The 15,682-nt window shown below is 49.5% G+C and carries 14 protein-coding genes; 4 read left to right on the plus strand and 10 right to left on the minus strand.

The window, feature by feature from the left end; translation table 11 throughout:
• Nucleotides 1-374: 374 nt before the first annotated feature.
• The gene (gene tkt / locus ADA01nite_RS14675; protein WP_146811029.1) at nucleotides 375-2,387 is read right to left on the minus strand and encodes a transketolase; all 2,013 of its coding nucleotides are present in this window, start codon (nucleotides 2,385-2,387) and stop codon (nucleotides 375-377) included.
• Nucleotides 2,388-2,644: 257 nt separating this feature from the next.
• Between tkt and ilvA the strand changes: the two genes are divergently transcribed.
• Nucleotides 2,645-3,853, plus strand: coding sequence for a threonine ammonia-lyase (gene ilvA / locus ADA01nite_RS14680; RefSeq protein ID WP_146811030.1), 1,209 nt, complete (start codon nucleotides 2,645-2,647; stop codon nucleotides 3,851-3,853).
• A gap of 30 nt (nucleotides 3,854-3,883) precedes the next feature.
• On the opposite strand, the gene ADA01nite_RS14685 is transcribed toward ilvA, so the two are convergent.
• The 3 genes from ADA01nite_RS14685 to ADA01nite_RS22130 form a co-directional block, all read right to left on the minus strand.
• The gene (locus ADA01nite_RS14685) at nucleotides 3,884-4,384 is read right to left on the minus strand and encodes a hypothetical protein (RefSeq protein WP_146811031.1); all 501 of its coding nucleotides are present in this window, start codon (nucleotides 4,382-4,384) and stop codon (nucleotides 3,884-3,886) included.
• Between the two features lie 131 nt (nucleotides 4,385-4,515).
• A complete protein-coding gene (locus ADA01nite_RS14690) occupies nucleotides 4,516-4,704 on the minus strand; it encodes a hypothetical protein (RefSeq protein WP_146811032.1) in 189 nt (62 codons plus the stop codon).
• 143 nt (nucleotides 4,705-4,847) lie between these two features.
• The gene (locus ADA01nite_RS22130) at nucleotides 4,848-5,012 is read right to left on the minus strand and encodes a hypothetical protein (protein ID WP_170230305.1); all 165 of its coding nucleotides are present in this window, start codon (nucleotides 5,010-5,012) and stop codon (nucleotides 4,848-4,850) included.
• Between the two features lie 154 nt (nucleotides 5,013-5,166).
• Between ADA01nite_RS22130 and ADA01nite_RS14695 the strand changes: the two genes are divergently transcribed.
• Nucleotides 5,167-6,369 carry an iron-containing alcohol dehydrogenase gene (locus ADA01nite_RS14695; RefSeq protein WP_146811033.1) on the plus strand — a complete coding sequence of 401 codons (1,203 nt, stop codon included), beginning with the start codon at nucleotides 5,167-5,169 and terminating at the stop codon, nucleotides 6,367-6,369.
• 185 nt (nucleotides 6,370-6,554) lie between these two features.
• Here ADA01nite_RS14695 and ADA01nite_RS14700 read toward each other — a convergent pair whose 3' ends face one another.
• Both ADA01nite_RS14700 and ADA01nite_RS14705 read right to left on the minus strand, forming a co-directional pair.
• Nucleotides 6,555-7,091: a helix-turn-helix transcriptional regulator gene (locus ADA01nite_RS14700; RefSeq protein ID WP_146811034.1), complete on the minus strand. Its 537-nt coding sequence runs from the start codon at nucleotides 7,089-7,091 to the stop codon at nucleotides 6,555-6,557.
• A gap of 326 nt (nucleotides 7,092-7,417) precedes the next feature.
• The gene (locus ADA01nite_RS14705) at nucleotides 7,418-8,743 is read right to left on the minus strand and encodes a Na+/H+ antiporter family protein (protein ID WP_174760620.1); all 1,326 of its coding nucleotides are present in this window, start codon (nucleotides 8,741-8,743) and stop codon (nucleotides 7,418-7,420) included.
• Between the two features lie 337 nt (nucleotides 8,744-9,080).
• Here ADA01nite_RS14705 and ADA01nite_RS14710 point away from each other — a divergent pair, with 337 nt between their 5' ends.
• Complete coding sequence (locus tag ADA01nite_RS14710; RefSeq protein ID WP_146811035.1) at nucleotides 9,081-9,545, plus strand: Lrp/AsnC family transcriptional regulator; 465 nt, start codon at nucleotides 9,081-9,083, stop codon at nucleotides 9,543-9,545.
• A 29-nt stretch (nucleotides 9,546-9,574) separates the two neighbouring features.
• A complete protein-coding gene (locus ADA01nite_RS14715; protein ID WP_146811036.1) occupies nucleotides 9,575-10,201 on the plus strand; it encodes a LysE family translocator in 627 nt (208 codons plus the stop codon).
• A 262-nt stretch (nucleotides 10,202-10,463) separates the two neighbouring features.
• Here ADA01nite_RS14715 and ADA01nite_RS14720 read toward each other — a convergent pair whose 3' ends face one another.
• The 4 genes from ADA01nite_RS14720 to pepF form a co-directional block, all read right to left on the minus strand.
• Nucleotides 10,464-11,669: an MFS transporter gene (locus ADA01nite_RS14720; protein ID WP_146811037.1), complete on the minus strand. Its 1,206-nt coding sequence runs from the start codon at nucleotides 11,667-11,669 to the stop codon at nucleotides 10,464-10,466.
• A gap of 60 nt (nucleotides 11,670-11,729) precedes the next feature.
• Nucleotides 11,730-12,641, minus strand: coding sequence for a DMT family transporter (locus ADA01nite_RS14725; protein ID WP_146811038.1), 912 nt, complete (start codon nucleotides 12,639-12,641; stop codon nucleotides 11,730-11,732).
• Nucleotides 12,642-12,784: 143 nt separating this feature from the next.
• Entirely contained in the window at nucleotides 12,785-13,438 is a 654-nt protein-coding gene (locus ADA01nite_RS14730) for a peroxiredoxin family protein (protein WP_170230306.1), read from the minus strand.
• Nucleotides 13,439-13,561: 123 nt separating this feature from the next.
• Complete coding sequence (gene pepF, locus ADA01nite_RS14735; RefSeq protein ID WP_146811040.1) at nucleotides 13,562-15,484, minus strand: oligoendopeptidase F; 1,923 nt, start codon at nucleotides 15,482-15,484, stop codon at nucleotides 13,562-13,564.
• Nucleotides 15,485-15,682: the final 198 nt, after the last annotated feature.

The raw sequence follows: 15,682 nt of genomic DNA on the forward strand, positions 1-15,682 counted from the left end.
TAGATTGTGATAAGCCAACTTTCTTATGGATGTCGCTCACGCAAACACCATCCTTGTGTATATCCCCGTTTTGCGGTTTAGAAAAGTGGATTTCAGGATTTTTTAACCACTGTACGATCTGCAGTCTCGTTTCATTGGATAAAGCTTTAAATACTTCTAAAAGTTCCATTGCTACCTCCAAGTTTACCAAATTTATATATTTCTATATCTGATCCTCGCTCTAGACTTTAAAAGTTCTCGAAAATAAATATTACCACGAAAAAAGCAAAAAATATATTGCCATCTCAATATTCCCTCTATCCGAAAATCTATATTCTTTATTATACAAAAAACAGGAGCGTTTCATTATACGCTCCCGTATACTTTCCACAATATCAATCTATTGATTGATGTAATACACGTTCCGCTATCGCCACGACATTTTCCGGTGTAAATCCGTATTCCTCCATGATTTTTTCGCCTGGAGCCGACGCACCAAACTTCGAGATACCAAGGATCGCGCCTTTGTCTCCTACATAGCGCTCCCAGCCGAGCGGATGTGCCATCTCGATGGCGACACGCGCTTTCACATTCGGCGGCAACACTTCGTCTTTGTAAGACTGCGACTGCTGTTCGAACAGTTCCCAGCTCGGCATGCTGACAACACGCACACCATGCCCGCTCTCTTCGAGTTTTTGCTTCGCCTCCATCGCTAAGCTCACTTCCGAACCAGACGCAAGCAGAATGATATCCGGCGTACCGTTGGCGTCAGAGAGCACATAAGCACCGCGGGCAACAGATTCGGCTGCCTTTTCTTTTGTGCCAGGGAGGACCGGCAGCCCCTGGCGGGAAAGAACCATGGACACCGGCCCTTTGCTGCGGCTCACCGCAAACCGATAAGCGGCCACTGTCTCGTTCGCATCCGCCGGACGCAGAACGATCATATTCGGAATAACCCGCAGTGACGGCACATGCTCAATCGGCTCATGCGTCGGTCCGTCTTCTCCGACTGCGATGCTGTCATGCGTCAGCACATAAATCACCGGCACATCCATCAGAGCCGACAGACGCATCGCTGGACGGAGATAATCGGCAAACACAAGGAACGTGCCGCCATACACCTTGACACCACCGTGTAGCGCCATTCCGTTCATGGCTGCGGCCATCGCATGCTCGCGTACCCCGAACCAGATGTTGCGCCCTTCATACTGCCCGTGCTTAAAATGTTTCTCGTCCTTAATGGCCGTTTTGTTGGACGATGCCAAATCGGCGGAGCCGCCCAGGAAAAACGGAACGGCTTTCGCAAGAGCGTTAATCGCCTTACCGGATGCTTCACGCGTAGCAATTTTTCCGTCCTCGGGGGTAAAGACAGGCAATTGCGCATCCCAGCCCTCCGGCAACTCCCCGCGCATCGCCCGCTCGAACTGCTCGGCCAATTCAGGATACGCTTTTTTATACGCATCGAACTTCTCCTGCCACTCTTTTTCGGCCTGCTGGCCTTTCGTCTTTACCTCAATAAAATGCTCGCGTATTTCTTCCGGGAATTCAAACAGTTCGTGTTCCCATCCGTACGCTTCGCGCACCAGCTTCACTTCATCTGCACCAAGCGGCGCGCCGTGCGCGGCTGATTTGCCGCCTTTGTTCGGGCTGCCGAATCCGATGATGGTCCGCACTTCAATCAGCGTCGGCCGCTCCGTCTCTTTCTGCGCCTCGACAATCGCCTGCGAAATGGCCTCTACGTCATTGCCCTCGTCAACGCGTAACACATGCCAGCCGTACGATTCAAAACGCTTCGCTACATTCTCGGAGAATGCATGAGCCAATTCACCATCCAGGCTAATATCATTGGAATCGTAAAGCACGATCAGGCGTCCGAGCTTCAAATGCCCGGCGAGCGAGATGGCTTCTGCCGCGACGCCTTCCATCAAATCGCCATCGCCGCACAGCGCATACGTATAATGGTTAATAACATCATAGCCGTCACGGTTATATACGGCAGCTAGATGGCGCTCTGCCATGGCCATGCCGACCGCCATGCCGATGCCCTGCCCGAGCGGTCCCGTAGTCGCCTCTACCCCCGGCGTATGCCCGTATTCTGGATGGCCCGGCGTGCGGCTGCCCCACTGGCGAAAATTCTGCAAATCATCAAGCGACACATCATACCCGGTGAGGTGAAGCAGGCTGTACAAAAGCATCGAACCGTGCCCTGCGGACAATACGAACCGATCCCGGTTTACCCAGGCCGGATTAGCCGGGTTGTGGTTCATAAACTTCGTCCAGAGAGTATAGGCCATCGGTGCCGCCCCCATGGGCAAGCCCGGATGGCCGGATTTCGCCTTTTCAATCGCTTCAATCGAAAGAATGCGGATGGTATTAACTGCGACTTGTTCAAGCATCTTGTTGTTCATTCCGTTCCAAATCCCCTTTCGTGAATGATGGTCTCCTGATGTGTATTTCCCTTTTCTCTTCTTCATTATGCCAAAAATAAGCACGAAAATAAAATTTTCACAGGATATACATAAGCATGGTTTCACCGTTCCTGGCAGCGTATAGCTGTTTAAACACGGCCTGCAAAATGAAAAATACTGCATTCGGTTTGCTCCTCACAAAGAGAAGAAGGTACAATGAGGCTATAGCTTATTCTTACGGGGAAGGACGTATCGATATGGTTACAATTGAAGGCATCCGCCGGGCCAGAGAAATGCTGAAACCGGTGATTCGCCATACACCGCTTGACTACTCTACCACCTTCAGTGAGTTGGCCGGAAACCAACTGTACCTAAAGCTTGAGAATCTGCAAAAAACCGGCTCATTTAAGGTGCGTGGAGCGTACAATAAAATCGCGTCCTTAAGCGAAGAAGAGAAAGCGCGGGGCGTCGTCGCCGCCTCGGCAGGCAACCACGCACAGGGCGTAGCGTTTAGCAGTACAAAAGCCGGCATTCCGAGCATCATTGTCATGCCGGAAGGCGCGCCGCTCACCAAGATACAGGCTACGCAGCGATATGGTGCGCGCGTAATCTTACACGGACAGTCGTTCGACGAAGCGCTTGAGAGGGCGTTGCAAGTTCAAAAAGAAACCGGTGCCACGTTTCTTCATCCTTTTGATGACCCGCGCGTAATCGAGGGACAGGGCACACTGGGACTCGAAGTGCTGGAGCAACTTCCGGATGTAGATGCGATTATCTGCCCGGTCGGCGGCGGCGGTCTGATTGCCGGGATCGCCGCTTGTGTGAAAGCGGTTGCGCCTCATGTCAAGGTTTACGGTGTGGAAGCGGCCGCCTGTGCGAGCATGAGCGCTTCCCTTAACGAAAAACGGCTGGTGACGGTTCCAAGCACAGGAACGATAGCGGACGGCATCGCCGTCAAGAAGCCCGGCTCTCTCACCTATGGGCTAGTGGAAAAGTACGTAGACGATATATTTCTTGCCGAAGATATTGAGATTTCGCACACGATGCTGTATTTGCTTGAAAGAAGCAAATTGCTTGTTGAAGGATCAGGCGCCTCGGCGCTCGTGCCGCTGCTGTACCGCCGCATGCCGATCGCAAATAAAAAAATTGCCGTCATTTTAAGCGGCGGCAACGTAGATATCACGTTTATATCGCGTATTATTGAGCACGGACTGATTGAGTCGGGACGCTATGTGCGAATCACGACCACTGTGCAGGATAAGCCAGGCAATTTGAATCGTCTGCTGACCATGCTGGCGGAAGAGCGAGCCAATGTGATTTCGATTCATCATCATCGCATTAGCCCTCGCATCGTCCCAGGACAGGCGGAAGTGGAAGTGGAGTTGGAGACCAATGATCAGGCTCACATTGAAAGGATTGAACAAAGGCTCATACGAGAAGGATACCCCGTGAATGAGCGTATGTGAAAAAGAGCAGGGGTGCCCTGCTCTTTTTCATCATTGTCTGCTTAACCGTTCGATTTCTGCTTCAACTTTGAACACCCTCTTATTGAGCGCGTACAGCTCGAATCCCTTGTTTTCCAAACTTCGGTCGATACGCTCTAGCATAGCAAGAATGTCTTTGGGCTGGCTTTCTTCGACACGCACTAATCCTTCCTTGATTTCTTGCTGTCCCTCTTCCAAGATACCCATTCTCTGTTCCAGACCGTCCATCCTCTGTTCCAGGCCGTCCATCCTCTGTTCCAGACCATCCATCCTCTGTTCCAGACCATCCATTCTCTGTTCCAGACCATCCATCCTCTGTTCCAGACCATCCATCCTCTGTTCCAGACCGTCCATTCTCTGTTCCAGACCGTCCATTCTCTGTTCCAGACCGCCCATTCTCTGTTCCAGGCCGTCCATCCTTTGATCTAAACGTTCCATTCTTTGTTCTAAGCGTTTTTGCCCATCTTTCAGCTCACGAAGCTCCAGTAAAATCTGCTCTAATATTTGCTCCATTTCCTCTCCCCGCTTTCTATTAGATTATATCATAATCTTCCGCATGGTCGTCATCATCGAAAAAGTTGCTCTCTATGAAAAACCGTGCACGACTTTGCTTCGCGCACGGTGCAGATCGATCCATTATGCTGTTACCGGTTCTTTCTTAATTCTTCCGCCAGCCGCTCCAATTTTACGCTGAAATCACGTTCCAGCAGACGCTCGTACGCATCCGCTGCCGCTTTCTCTTTCTCGGAAGAAAGGCGGGGGACCGTGTTGCCGTACTCCCTGCAAATCCGCAGCATCTCATCCTGGCTCGCAAAGCTGAAGAGGAATAACACGACGCCTCGCCCCCTTCGTTCCTTTTCTTGCTTGAGAAGGTTTTCCTTCTCAACATTAAGTATACTGTTGTCTGCACGGCATTGCTTTATTATTTGAAAAAGTCCATGAATTCTTCATGCTTCGTTCCTGTTTTTCGTACGTATCACCACATATAGCGAACGCCATAGCGCCCGTCTTTTACACGGAAAATCTCAACGATACGCGGACTCTGGTAGCCCTTCGTCCACCAGTCTTCCTCTATCCGTTTTACAAGGCAACTGGCCTGGAACTTTGTATTAAACAACGCGACCCAATAAATCCATTTCATGCAGCACTTCCCTCCTCTTATCATTAGAATGCCCGAATTGAGGAAAAAACTTGCTATGAAAAAGTAAGTATGAGACGATGAAATTGTTGGCAAACATAGAAAGGTACTATTATTCTTATCTTAACAAATTCGCACAAAAAAGGAGGACGTTAACTTGCTAAATTTCACACTCAATATGCCCACCCGTATTCACTTCGGCCAAGGAGAAGTCAACAAAACCGGTGATATCGTTGCGTCTTACGCGAAAAAAGTGCTGCTGGTAACCGGGCGTTCTTCCACGAAGAAAACCGGCTCACTCGACAAAGTAACCGCCTCGCTCGATAAGGCAGGCGTAAGCTATGTACTGTTTGACCGTATTGAGCCAAACCCACGTGCCACCACGATTGACGAAGCGGGCCGTATCGCCCGCGAAGAAAACTGCGAACTGATTCTCGCCCTTGGCGGTGGATCGGCCATGGACGCGGCAAAGGCTATCGCCACCGTTGCCCTGTCCGGCCGCCCGATTCACGAATACATCCGCGGCAGCAAAGCAGGCAAATGGAAAGAGCTGCTGCCGATCAAAGAAGCGCTGCCGATTATCACCATCCCGACCCTGGCCGCAACCGGCTCGGAAGCGAATTCCGGTGCGGTCATTACAAACTGGGAAACAAAAGAAAAATCAGGCATCACCGGACCCGCCCTGTTTCCAAAAGCGGCCATTCTCGACCCGGAGCTGACGTACACCGTCCCGGCCAATTATACCGCAGACGGGGCGGCAGACATGTTCACCCACCTGTATGAAGGCTATATGACAGGCGATGAACATGCCAACGTCCAGGATGAGCTGACGGAAGGACTGATGCGCAATGTGCTTATCTATACGAAAAAAGCGCTCGACGAGCCGGAAAACTACGAAGCACGTTCACACCTTCTGTGGACGAGTACGCTGGCGCTTATCGGCATTGCGAATGCCGGACGGGGCGGCGCGTTTCCGGTGCATGCCATGGAGCATACGCTGTCGGCGCATTATGACATCTCGCATGGCCGCGGCCTTGCGATTATCACGCCTGCATATCTCGAACAAATCGTGCTTAAGGACCGCCCGCACCGGCTGGCCCGACTGGCCCGCAACGTTTTCCGCGTCACCGAAGATAACGACATACTTGCGGCGAAAGCCGGCATTAATGCGCTCGTTGACTGGTATAAAGAAATCGGCGTCTATGACACGCTACAGAACGTCGGCATCAAACGTGAAGATTTGCGCTTAATGGCGGATGAAACGATCCGTGTGGGCGGCAATGGTACGGATACGCTCGTCGGCACACACAACATTACGGCCGACGAAGTACTAAGCATTTTTGAAGCATCGTACGAATAAACAGCATGAATAGAAGGCAATTGTTTCGTTTAATGTTCATTATTTTGCTGACGATTACCTTCGTACTTTCCGCCGTTTCTGTCGGTCTTGTACTTTATCGTGGGGCGGATGTCTCGTCCGCCCCCACACTAAACCAAAAAGCCCGGAAAGCAGCCAGCACTGCTCTTTCCCGGGCTTCTTTATTTTCAATCTTTACTTTTTTCTTCAAATCTGGCTTTGAGTGTAGCGATCGTCTCCCGCAGCCATTCCCGGTCGCTTCTCATCAGGTGAAGGCGCCGGTCAATCGCCAAATCCACGCCTGGATTATTCGCATGCTCCGTTGCTCTTTCGTACACCTGCAACTGCTCCTCCAGGTTCTCAAGCCGAGTCGTAAGACAGCGCACCGCTTCATCGGGTGAAAGATAATTGAGAAACATCAAACCGATATCTCCTGGCAGCGCCACCTGTTCAAGCTGCGAAAGGTTCGCCTGCAGCAGGTGATAGAACTGCGCTTCTCCTTCTTTCGTAATCGAATACACTTTGCGCGGCGGCCGGTTCTCGTCCTGCTCCATATGAAGCGTGACATAGCCCGCTTCATGAAGACGACTGAGAATCGCGTAGGCAGTCGCCTTTTTCAAATCCATAATGTTCCCTAGGTTCCGCTCAATAAACTCATTAATCTGATAGCCGTGCTGGCTTTGATTCTTCAATAAGCCCAGCAGCAGCAGCGCCCGTTCATCCATGTTTGTCGTCCCCTTTTTTCCGCTAGTTATCTCTATTATAATCAAGTTTGACTATGCAAATCAATTAACCTTATAACAATAGTGAAAATATAGAAAGAAAACGCCGGCTTCCGCCCAGCGGAAAACCGACGTTTTTTCTATGAAAATCATGAGAAAAGAAGGAGAGAAAGAGGAAATGAGATCCGGGGAAGAAAAAGGCGGTCGCCTTTTTCTACATTAAAATCCTCTCCTCATTCTTTCTTCTCTTTTCCTTGATACCCCATAAGTCAGCCACCCTTCCCATGATTTTCATGTCGGGGTTGCGGCTGCAACGCCATGGTTGTTTTCTATAATACCATGGCTGCAATCAATCCGAACACAAACAGCGGAATGTTATAATGCAAAAACGTAGGGACACATGTATCCCAGATATGATGGTGCTGACCGTCGGCGTTTAAGCCAGAGGTCGGCCCCAGCGTACTGTCTGAAGTAGGTGAGCCCGCATCACCGAGTGCCCCCGCCGTTCCGATAAGCGACGCGGTTGCCAGCAATGAAAAGCCTAACTCAGCACAAAGGGGCACATAAATGGCGGCAATAATCGGCACGGTACCGAACGACGACCCGATCCCCATCGTAATCAGTAGGCCGACCAGCAACATGAGTGCCGCCGCAAGCAATTGGCTACTTTTTAGCGCTTCCCCGCTTGCGGACACCAGTTCCTTCACCGCGCCGGTTTCCTGAAGCACCGAGGCATACCCGGAGGCAAGCAGCATAACGAACGCGATAAAACCCATCATCGCCACGCCACGCTGTACCACATCATCCCCTTCGTTCCACCGGACGACACGAAACACAAACATCAGCAGAATCCCGGTCAGCGTGCCGAGCACCAGTGATTCAGTCCACAGTTGCACACCGAGCGCGGACGCAATTGCCACCAGCGTCAGCAAATGCCTCCCGGTGAACGTGGTTGTTTCTGCTTCATTGATTGATGGCGCAAGTATATTTTCTTTATCAATATACGTTCTCTCTTTACGATACGTAAGGAAAAGGGCAATAAACAGGCCAACCACCATCCCGATTCCAGGGATCAGCATCGCTTTCGGGAATAACGATACGTCAATAGGCATGCCGCTTTTCTTCATCTCCTCGGCCACAATGCCGTGATAAATCAGCCCGAACCCGGCAGGAATCATAATGTAAGGCGCCTGCAGGCCAAACGTAAGCGCGCTTGCTACCGCACGCCGGTCGATCTTCAGCCGGTTAAACAGGTGTAAAAGCGGTGGAATTAAAATCGGAATGAATGCAATATGCACAGGAATGATATTCTGCGACCAACTCGCGACGAACGCGATCGTAACAAGCAAAACTCCCCTCTTGCCTCCCAGAACGCGTATCAGCTTTTTCACCAGGATGGACGTTATATCGGAACGGGCAATCATGACGGCAAACATCCCCAGCAGCACGTAGCTAAGAGCCGTTTCCATCTGCCCGCTCATTCCCTCAATCATCGTGGAGACCGTCTCAGTCAGCGACAGTCCCGCGAGCAGTCCGGCCGTCACCGCTGCGGCAATCAGCGCGAAAATCACGTTCGTCCGCAACAGGGAGAGGACCACAATGACAAACACAGACACAACAACTGCGTTAAACAACTCTATTTCCTCCTTTAGCATGATAGACAGATGAAGTTATACCACACTAAAGGATTTCTGACAACATAAATGCTTATGTTTTAATTTTTCCACAAATCTTTTTATTAAAAAGCAAGGAGCCAAGCGATCCGAAATGTATTGCAATAAATCCATCTTCTTCAAACTCATAAAAGTTCACGGGGCTGGGGGTGCCGCCGCACTTCTCTATGGGAGAAGTGTTTTTTTATTTTTTCACAAACTCTTCAAATTGTATTTTTTATAGAATAAACTGTTTAAATTTTATTTTTTTTAAATAAAAATGTATTGATTTTAAAAAAAATTCAATATACGATAAAAAAAACGGACAGGGAGGAATTGTATGGAAACGAGCGGCCACAATCTCGATGAGATCGACAAAGCCGTGATTCGCTTTCTGCAGAAAGACGGACGAAAATCCTATACAGAAATCGCGGAAGAACTGAGCGTGACGGTCGGGACGGTGCGCAACCGGGTGCAGCGGCTGATGGAGCATGGCATACTGAAAGTCGTCGGCGTCGTCGATCCTTTCAAAACCGGTATGTCAACCGTCGCTATGCTTGGACTGAAAGTGAAGATGAACAAACTGCAGGATATCATCGCTCAGCTCGTGCAAATTCCGGAGATACGGTTCGTTGCCGTCTCTACCGGCTCGTTCGATCTTTTTATTGAGATTATTACGTTCTCTACAGAAGACTTCTATCGAATCCTCACGCAGGAATTGAGCCGGATTGAGGGCATTGTGGAAACAGACTCTTCCATTCTGCTGAAAATCAATAAACAGTCGTACGACTGGGGTGTTACCTAATCTTTCATTTTGGAAAAGGGGCGGAAAACATGTTTGTCGAGGTTTTTCTCGTCGGGATTTTGGCGGGCATTTCTCCGGGACCCGACTTTTTTGTCGTCATGAAAAACAGCCTGAACTTCGGTGTGCGGGTGGGTGTGGCCACCGCTATCGGCATCGCGTGCGCCTTGATTGTCCATATCGCTTATACGGTGATGGGATTTGCTTTTCTCCTGCAGCAATCTACCGGGCTGTTTTATGCGATTCAGCTGGCCGGAGCCTTGTACCTGCTCTGGCTCGGATTTGGAGCGCTGACCGCTGCCTCCGGCGGTGAGACTTTTACCCCCGGGACGCTGGCAGAAAAAAAACGAACGCTGCAGGGATTTCGGGATGGCTTTTTGTGCAACGTGTTAAACCCGAAGGCCGCGCTGTTTTTTCTCAGCGTGTTTTCGCAGTTTTTAACGCCGGATACCTCGTCTGCGGTGCGCTGGATTTACGGGATCGAAATCATCGTCGCTGTCGCCCTCTGGTTTGTCACGCTTTCCTTCCTGGTTTCTTCTGCTAGATTCAGAAAGTTTTACGAACGATACCGCGTCTGGTTTGATCGTCTGCTCGGCGCCGTGCTGCTGTATTTCGCGCTTCGCATCATTTTTACATTCGTGTTCGGGCGGCTACTATAGTCAAACAATTTTTTCTCTCCTTCTTTCCTCACGATTTTCACAGAAAACCACCATGGCGTCTCAGCCGCAATCCCGACATGAAAATCATAGGAAGGGCGGCTTACTTTTGGGGTACGAAGGAAAAAAGAGAAGAGAACGAGACCATGATTTCAATGGGGAAAAAGGCGAACGCCTTTTTCTACATTAGATCTTTGTTCCTCCCTCTTCTCCTTCTTTCTTCACGATTTTCACAGAAAAAAGCGCGCCCCTCCCGCTCTCTCCTTTATAATTTTCTATCATTCGGAATCAAGGTTGTTGCAAATACAGCCAATACAATGAAGATCGTAAACAGATGCATGACTACATCTACACCGTAATGGTCAGAAATCGCTCCCATAAATGTGGCTCCGATTCCTCCGGCCCCCACACCAAACCCGATCATTAAGCCGGATACCATCGAAATTTTGTTTGGCATTAACATTTGTGCGTATACTACCCCTACTGCGAACGAAGAGAGTATAGTAAAACCAAAAACAAATAAGACAATGGGCAGCAATATCCCGTCTGCCATCGGTGTAATGATTGAAAATGGAATAGAAACGATCAAAGACCATAGCAAAATCGCTTTTCTTGAAAACCGATCTGAAATTTGCCCGCCGATGTATGTTCCTAACGCACCTGCACCAAGAAAGAGAAAAACATAAACTTCCACTTGATGCAAAGAGATTCCTTTTTCTTGACCATAAAAAGGCAAAAACCCTGCGACACCGATCTGTACCCATGAGCGTAATATAACAACGATAAGGAGCAGCAGCATGCCAATCGGGTAACTTTTACCTTGCATTTTCTTTTTTAGTTTCACACTATTGCTCAATTGATCCTTATACCAGGGAAGCATCCATACGGTCATCACAAAAGATAAAATCCCGCATACAAGAAACACCCACATTCCTTTTAATCCGGACGATAAAAGGAACAACGGTATAATTAATGCTCCTAAAGATTGACCAAAGTTTCCTCCCACTTGATATATCGCCTGAGCCTTTCCTCTTTCATCATTCGAAGCTAAAAATACAGCCCGATTAGACTCAGGATGGAATAATCCGGAACCTAATCCGGAAATAGCAACTGCTAAAAGTAGAAGAAAGTAATTGGTAACATAACCGGTAATAGATAATCCCAATCCAGTTAAAAGTACGCCTAAAGGCAACGCCCATGGCTTCGGTTTCTTGTCAGTCAAATACCCAAACAAAGGCTGCATTACCGATGATGTCAGATAAGAAACTAAGACGATGAGTCCTGTTTGTGTGTAGTTCAAATTAAATATTTGTTTGTATAAAGGTAATAATGCAGGGATAATCCCTACTGTCATCATGTCATTCAATAAGTGTGAACCACCGATTGGATAAACATATCTTTTCTTCAATTTTACGAATGGATTATCCGCTGCTTGTTGCTGATTGGAAATACGGGAAGGAATGGCATTCATATGTTTTCTCCTTTAATTATTTTTTAAGAGTCTAGCGCAGCTTTACAGCTGCGCTCATTCTTACGCCTTTGCTTCCAAAGAGCCGATCCGATTCGCCCGGCGTGGCAGCGCGGTAAACAAATACACACCGCTGATGACTAATGCTGTCCCCGCGAATTGCACCACATTCATTCTTTCTCCAAGCAACCAGAACGAAAGCAAGGCGGTAAAGATTGGATTGAAGTTCAAGAAAACGCCGGATTTCGTCCCTCCGACCCGCTGTACGCCAATATTCCAGAACAGCATGGCAAGCACCGTTGCTCCTACACTAACATAGACGGTCGCAAGCCAAAACGCCGGGTCCGGCGCCACAATCTCCATCGACGAGACGGTAAACGGCATCAGCGACAGCACGCCGAAAATCCCGGCCCATAGCGTAGACATATACGGGGACACATACTTCATCGCCTTCCGGCCGGCCACGGAATAAAAGCCCCAGCTCGCCACCGCGCACAGCATATACAAATCGCCCGTATTCAAATGCAGTCTAAGCAAGCGTCCTACATCCCCGTGCGAGATAACGACGACAACGCCGAGAAAAGAAACCGTCATGCCGATTAGCTGGCGGCCTGTCATACGCTCCCGCAGCAGAAAAAACGAAACGATGGCAATCGCCACCGGATTCAGCGCCGACAGCAGGCCGACGTTATCGGCTGAGGTGCGCTCCAAAGCCAGGAACATAAACCAATTAAACAGCATCACGCCGGTCAGCCCCATAAAAAATAGCGGCCATATCGCCTGGCGCGGCGGAACGATTCTTTTCTCTTTCCACCACACAATCGGAATCAGGCAGACAATCGCCACGACCCAGCGCATATCAGTAAGCATCATTGGCGATGCATGCCCGACAAGAAATTTGCCGGCGACAAAATTGCCGGCCCACAGCATACTGGTACACAGCAGCAATAGATAGAACCCCCATACTTCGACCATCCCCTCTTCTCCTTTTTCTCTTTTTTCTTTTAAGCATAACAGTTTTTTCTGCTTCGTACTATCATTTTGTTAGTTACCAACCTTAAGAAGCCATAGGCCACAGGGAATCAGACAGCAAAAAGAGCCGACCCTTGCGCATCGGCTCACTTCGCTTTCCCAATCAGTTCCCGCATCGTTTTTTGGTTCATCGGACCAGTCACTACTTTGCGAATGACACCGTCCTCATCAATAATGAAACTCGTCGGAATGACAGTCGCCTCATACATGTCCGCCACTTTTGACTTTTTATCCAAAAGAATCGGAAACTGCATCTTCATCCCCTCGGCAAACCGCCTTACATTCGGAACGCTGCTTTCCGTCTCCGTCAGGTTGACCGCCAGAATTTCCACGTTGTTCTTACGCGCTTCTTCATAGAACGCAACCATGTCAGGAATTTCGGCGCGGCACGGCGGACACCAGGTCGCCCACAGGTTCACGATGACCGTCTTGCCCCGCAGAGCGGACAGGCGCATTGTCTTTCCGTCCAATGTGTCAAGTGTAAAATCCGGTGCCAGATTGCCCTCCCGCACCCCGATTTTCTTCTCCGATGCGGCCTTAGTTGACGATGGGGCTTTCGGCTTCGCAGGAGCTGCAGTGGATGGCTGATTGCCCGTTTTCACAGGCGCCGCCTGCTGGCTTGCCTTCGTCGGTGCAGGAGTTGTCTGAGCTTGCTCCGTTTCTTTGTCTTTGCCCAGCGTCCCGTACAGCACCCCGCCGACCAGCGCAAGCACCACGAGAATGGCTGCAATGTTTTTCACGTCTTTCATCCTTTCTGTTCTGTCCTATTCTATTATAGGGCAAATCTAACAAAAAAAAGAAGCGGCAAAACAGCCCCTCTATCGCGCTGCGAAAAAGGGGCCTTATGCACGCACCTACCCATTTTATTTCTGGTTCACTAGCTTCTCCATCTCGTTCAATGTTTCTTCAAACACTTTCATCGCGTCATCCACCGGCTTCGAAGTTGATACATCCACCCCGGCCGCTTTCAGCACATCCATCGGCGCCGCAGAGTTGCCCGCGGAGAGGAGCTTCTCACGAATGCGATCCACAGCCGGCCTGCCTTCCTTCTTCACCTGCTCGGCCAGAGCGGCCGAGGCGGCGAAACTCGTTGCATACTGATACACATAGAAATTGTAATAGAAATGCGGAATGCGTGCCCATTCCATGGCGATTTCCTGGTCATCCGCCACCGCGGGGCCGTAGTACTTCTTATTAATATTGAAGTACATTTTCTTGAGCGCTTCCGCGTTGAGCGACTCACCTGCCTGCTCTTTTTCATGAATAAGCTTCTCGAATTCAGCGAACTGCGTCTGGCGGAACAAGGTCGTACGGAAATTTTCCAGGCGCTGATTGAGCAGGTACATTTTCTCCTGCTTTGTCTTCGCTTTGGTGTACAGGCTATCAAACAGCAACGCTTCGTTTAGCGTAGAAGCTACTTCCGCAGTGAAAATCGGATAGTTGGACGTGATATACGGCTGCTTTTTGTTTGTGTAATATGTGTGCATGGCGTGTCCGAGTTCATGGGCAATCGTAAATATGTCGTCATTCGTGCCCTGGTAATTCAGCAACACATACGGATGCGTATCGTATGCCCCGGACTGGTACGCCCCCGAGCGCTTATCGTCGGTCGAATACACGTCGATCCAGCCGTCTTTAAACGAATGAGCAAGCGCCTTCCCATACTCATCACCCATTGGCGCAAGTCCTTCCAGTACGCGTTTCTGTGCCTCTTCGTATGGAATGTATGTCTGATTGGCTTCCACCATCGGCGTGTACATGTCGTACATATACACATCCCTTACGCCGAGCATCTTCTTCTTCAGTTCCATGTACCGGTGCAGCAGCGGCAGCGCTTTGTTAACGCTTTTAATCAACTCATCGTATACTTTCGTTGGCACATTGTTCGAGGCCAGGCTGGCTTCGAGCGCGCTTGGATATTTGCGCGCTTTTGCATATGCATTGTTCGCTTTTACTTTGCCGGCGAGCGTCTGGGCGAAGGTGTCCTGATAGCCTGCAAGCGTTTGATAGTACGCTCTAAATGCGGCTTTGCGCACGTCGCGGTTTTTGTTCTCCATATAGGAGATGAAATTGGCACGCGTCAGTTGCACCTCCTTGCCTTTCTCGTCTTTAATTTTCGGGAACTTTATATCTTTGCTCAACAGCGAGTAGACGCTTTCCGGGTTTTGTCCAAGCGGGGAGAGCCGGGCGAGCAGCTCTTCCATTTCTTTGGTCAGCGTGTGCGGTTTCGTACGCTCCAGGTCTTCGAGGAACGTTTTGTAGACGGCCAGCTCTTTATCTTCCAGGTATGTTTTCATCTTATCCCGGGGGATGGACAGCACTTCAGGCGTAAACCAGGACGTCTTCTCGGCCGTCAACGCGCTTGCCTTCTCAGCCTTGTCCAGCAGCTCTTTCAACGACGAATTGGACGAGTTGACGTCAAACCCCATTGAGGCATACACATACACTTTGTCACGCAGGCGCATCAAGTTACTCAGGTCGTTAAGCGCTTTCAATAACTCGTCCGCCGACCGTCCTACTTTACCCTGATACCGCGGGAATGCATTCGCCATTTGCTCGAGCTTTTTCAAATCGGCTTCCCAGACTGCTTTATCCGCATAAATATCTTCGAGCTTCCACTTATACTGTGCAGGAATATCCGCGCGCGTTTTGTACTCGGGTGCCCGTGTTTCCTTTACCGCTTCCGCCGCGTAGACCACGTGTGAACTCAGCGTAAGAAACGGAACGGACAGCGCAGACATCGTAAGCGTCGCCGTCGTTATTGTAGCAACAAGTTTTCGCTTCATGCTCATTCCCCTTTTCCGAAAATGATTAACTACTTATGGTATGCGCATCTCGTGATGTATCATACACAGACAATAATTTTAATTAGATTCAGAAAACTGAGTCTTACAAGCTTTTCCACTACTCAAAAGAAAAAATCCCACTTTCTTCATAGTTTACATAATTATTTTCTGGTAAAGTAATAGAAAAAAGTGGAAGCC

The organism is Aneurinibacillus danicus, assembly GCF_007991215.1.
Taxonomy (GTDB): Bacteria; Bacillota; Bacilli; order Aneurinibacillales; family Aneurinibacillaceae; genus Aneurinibacillus; species Aneurinibacillus danicus.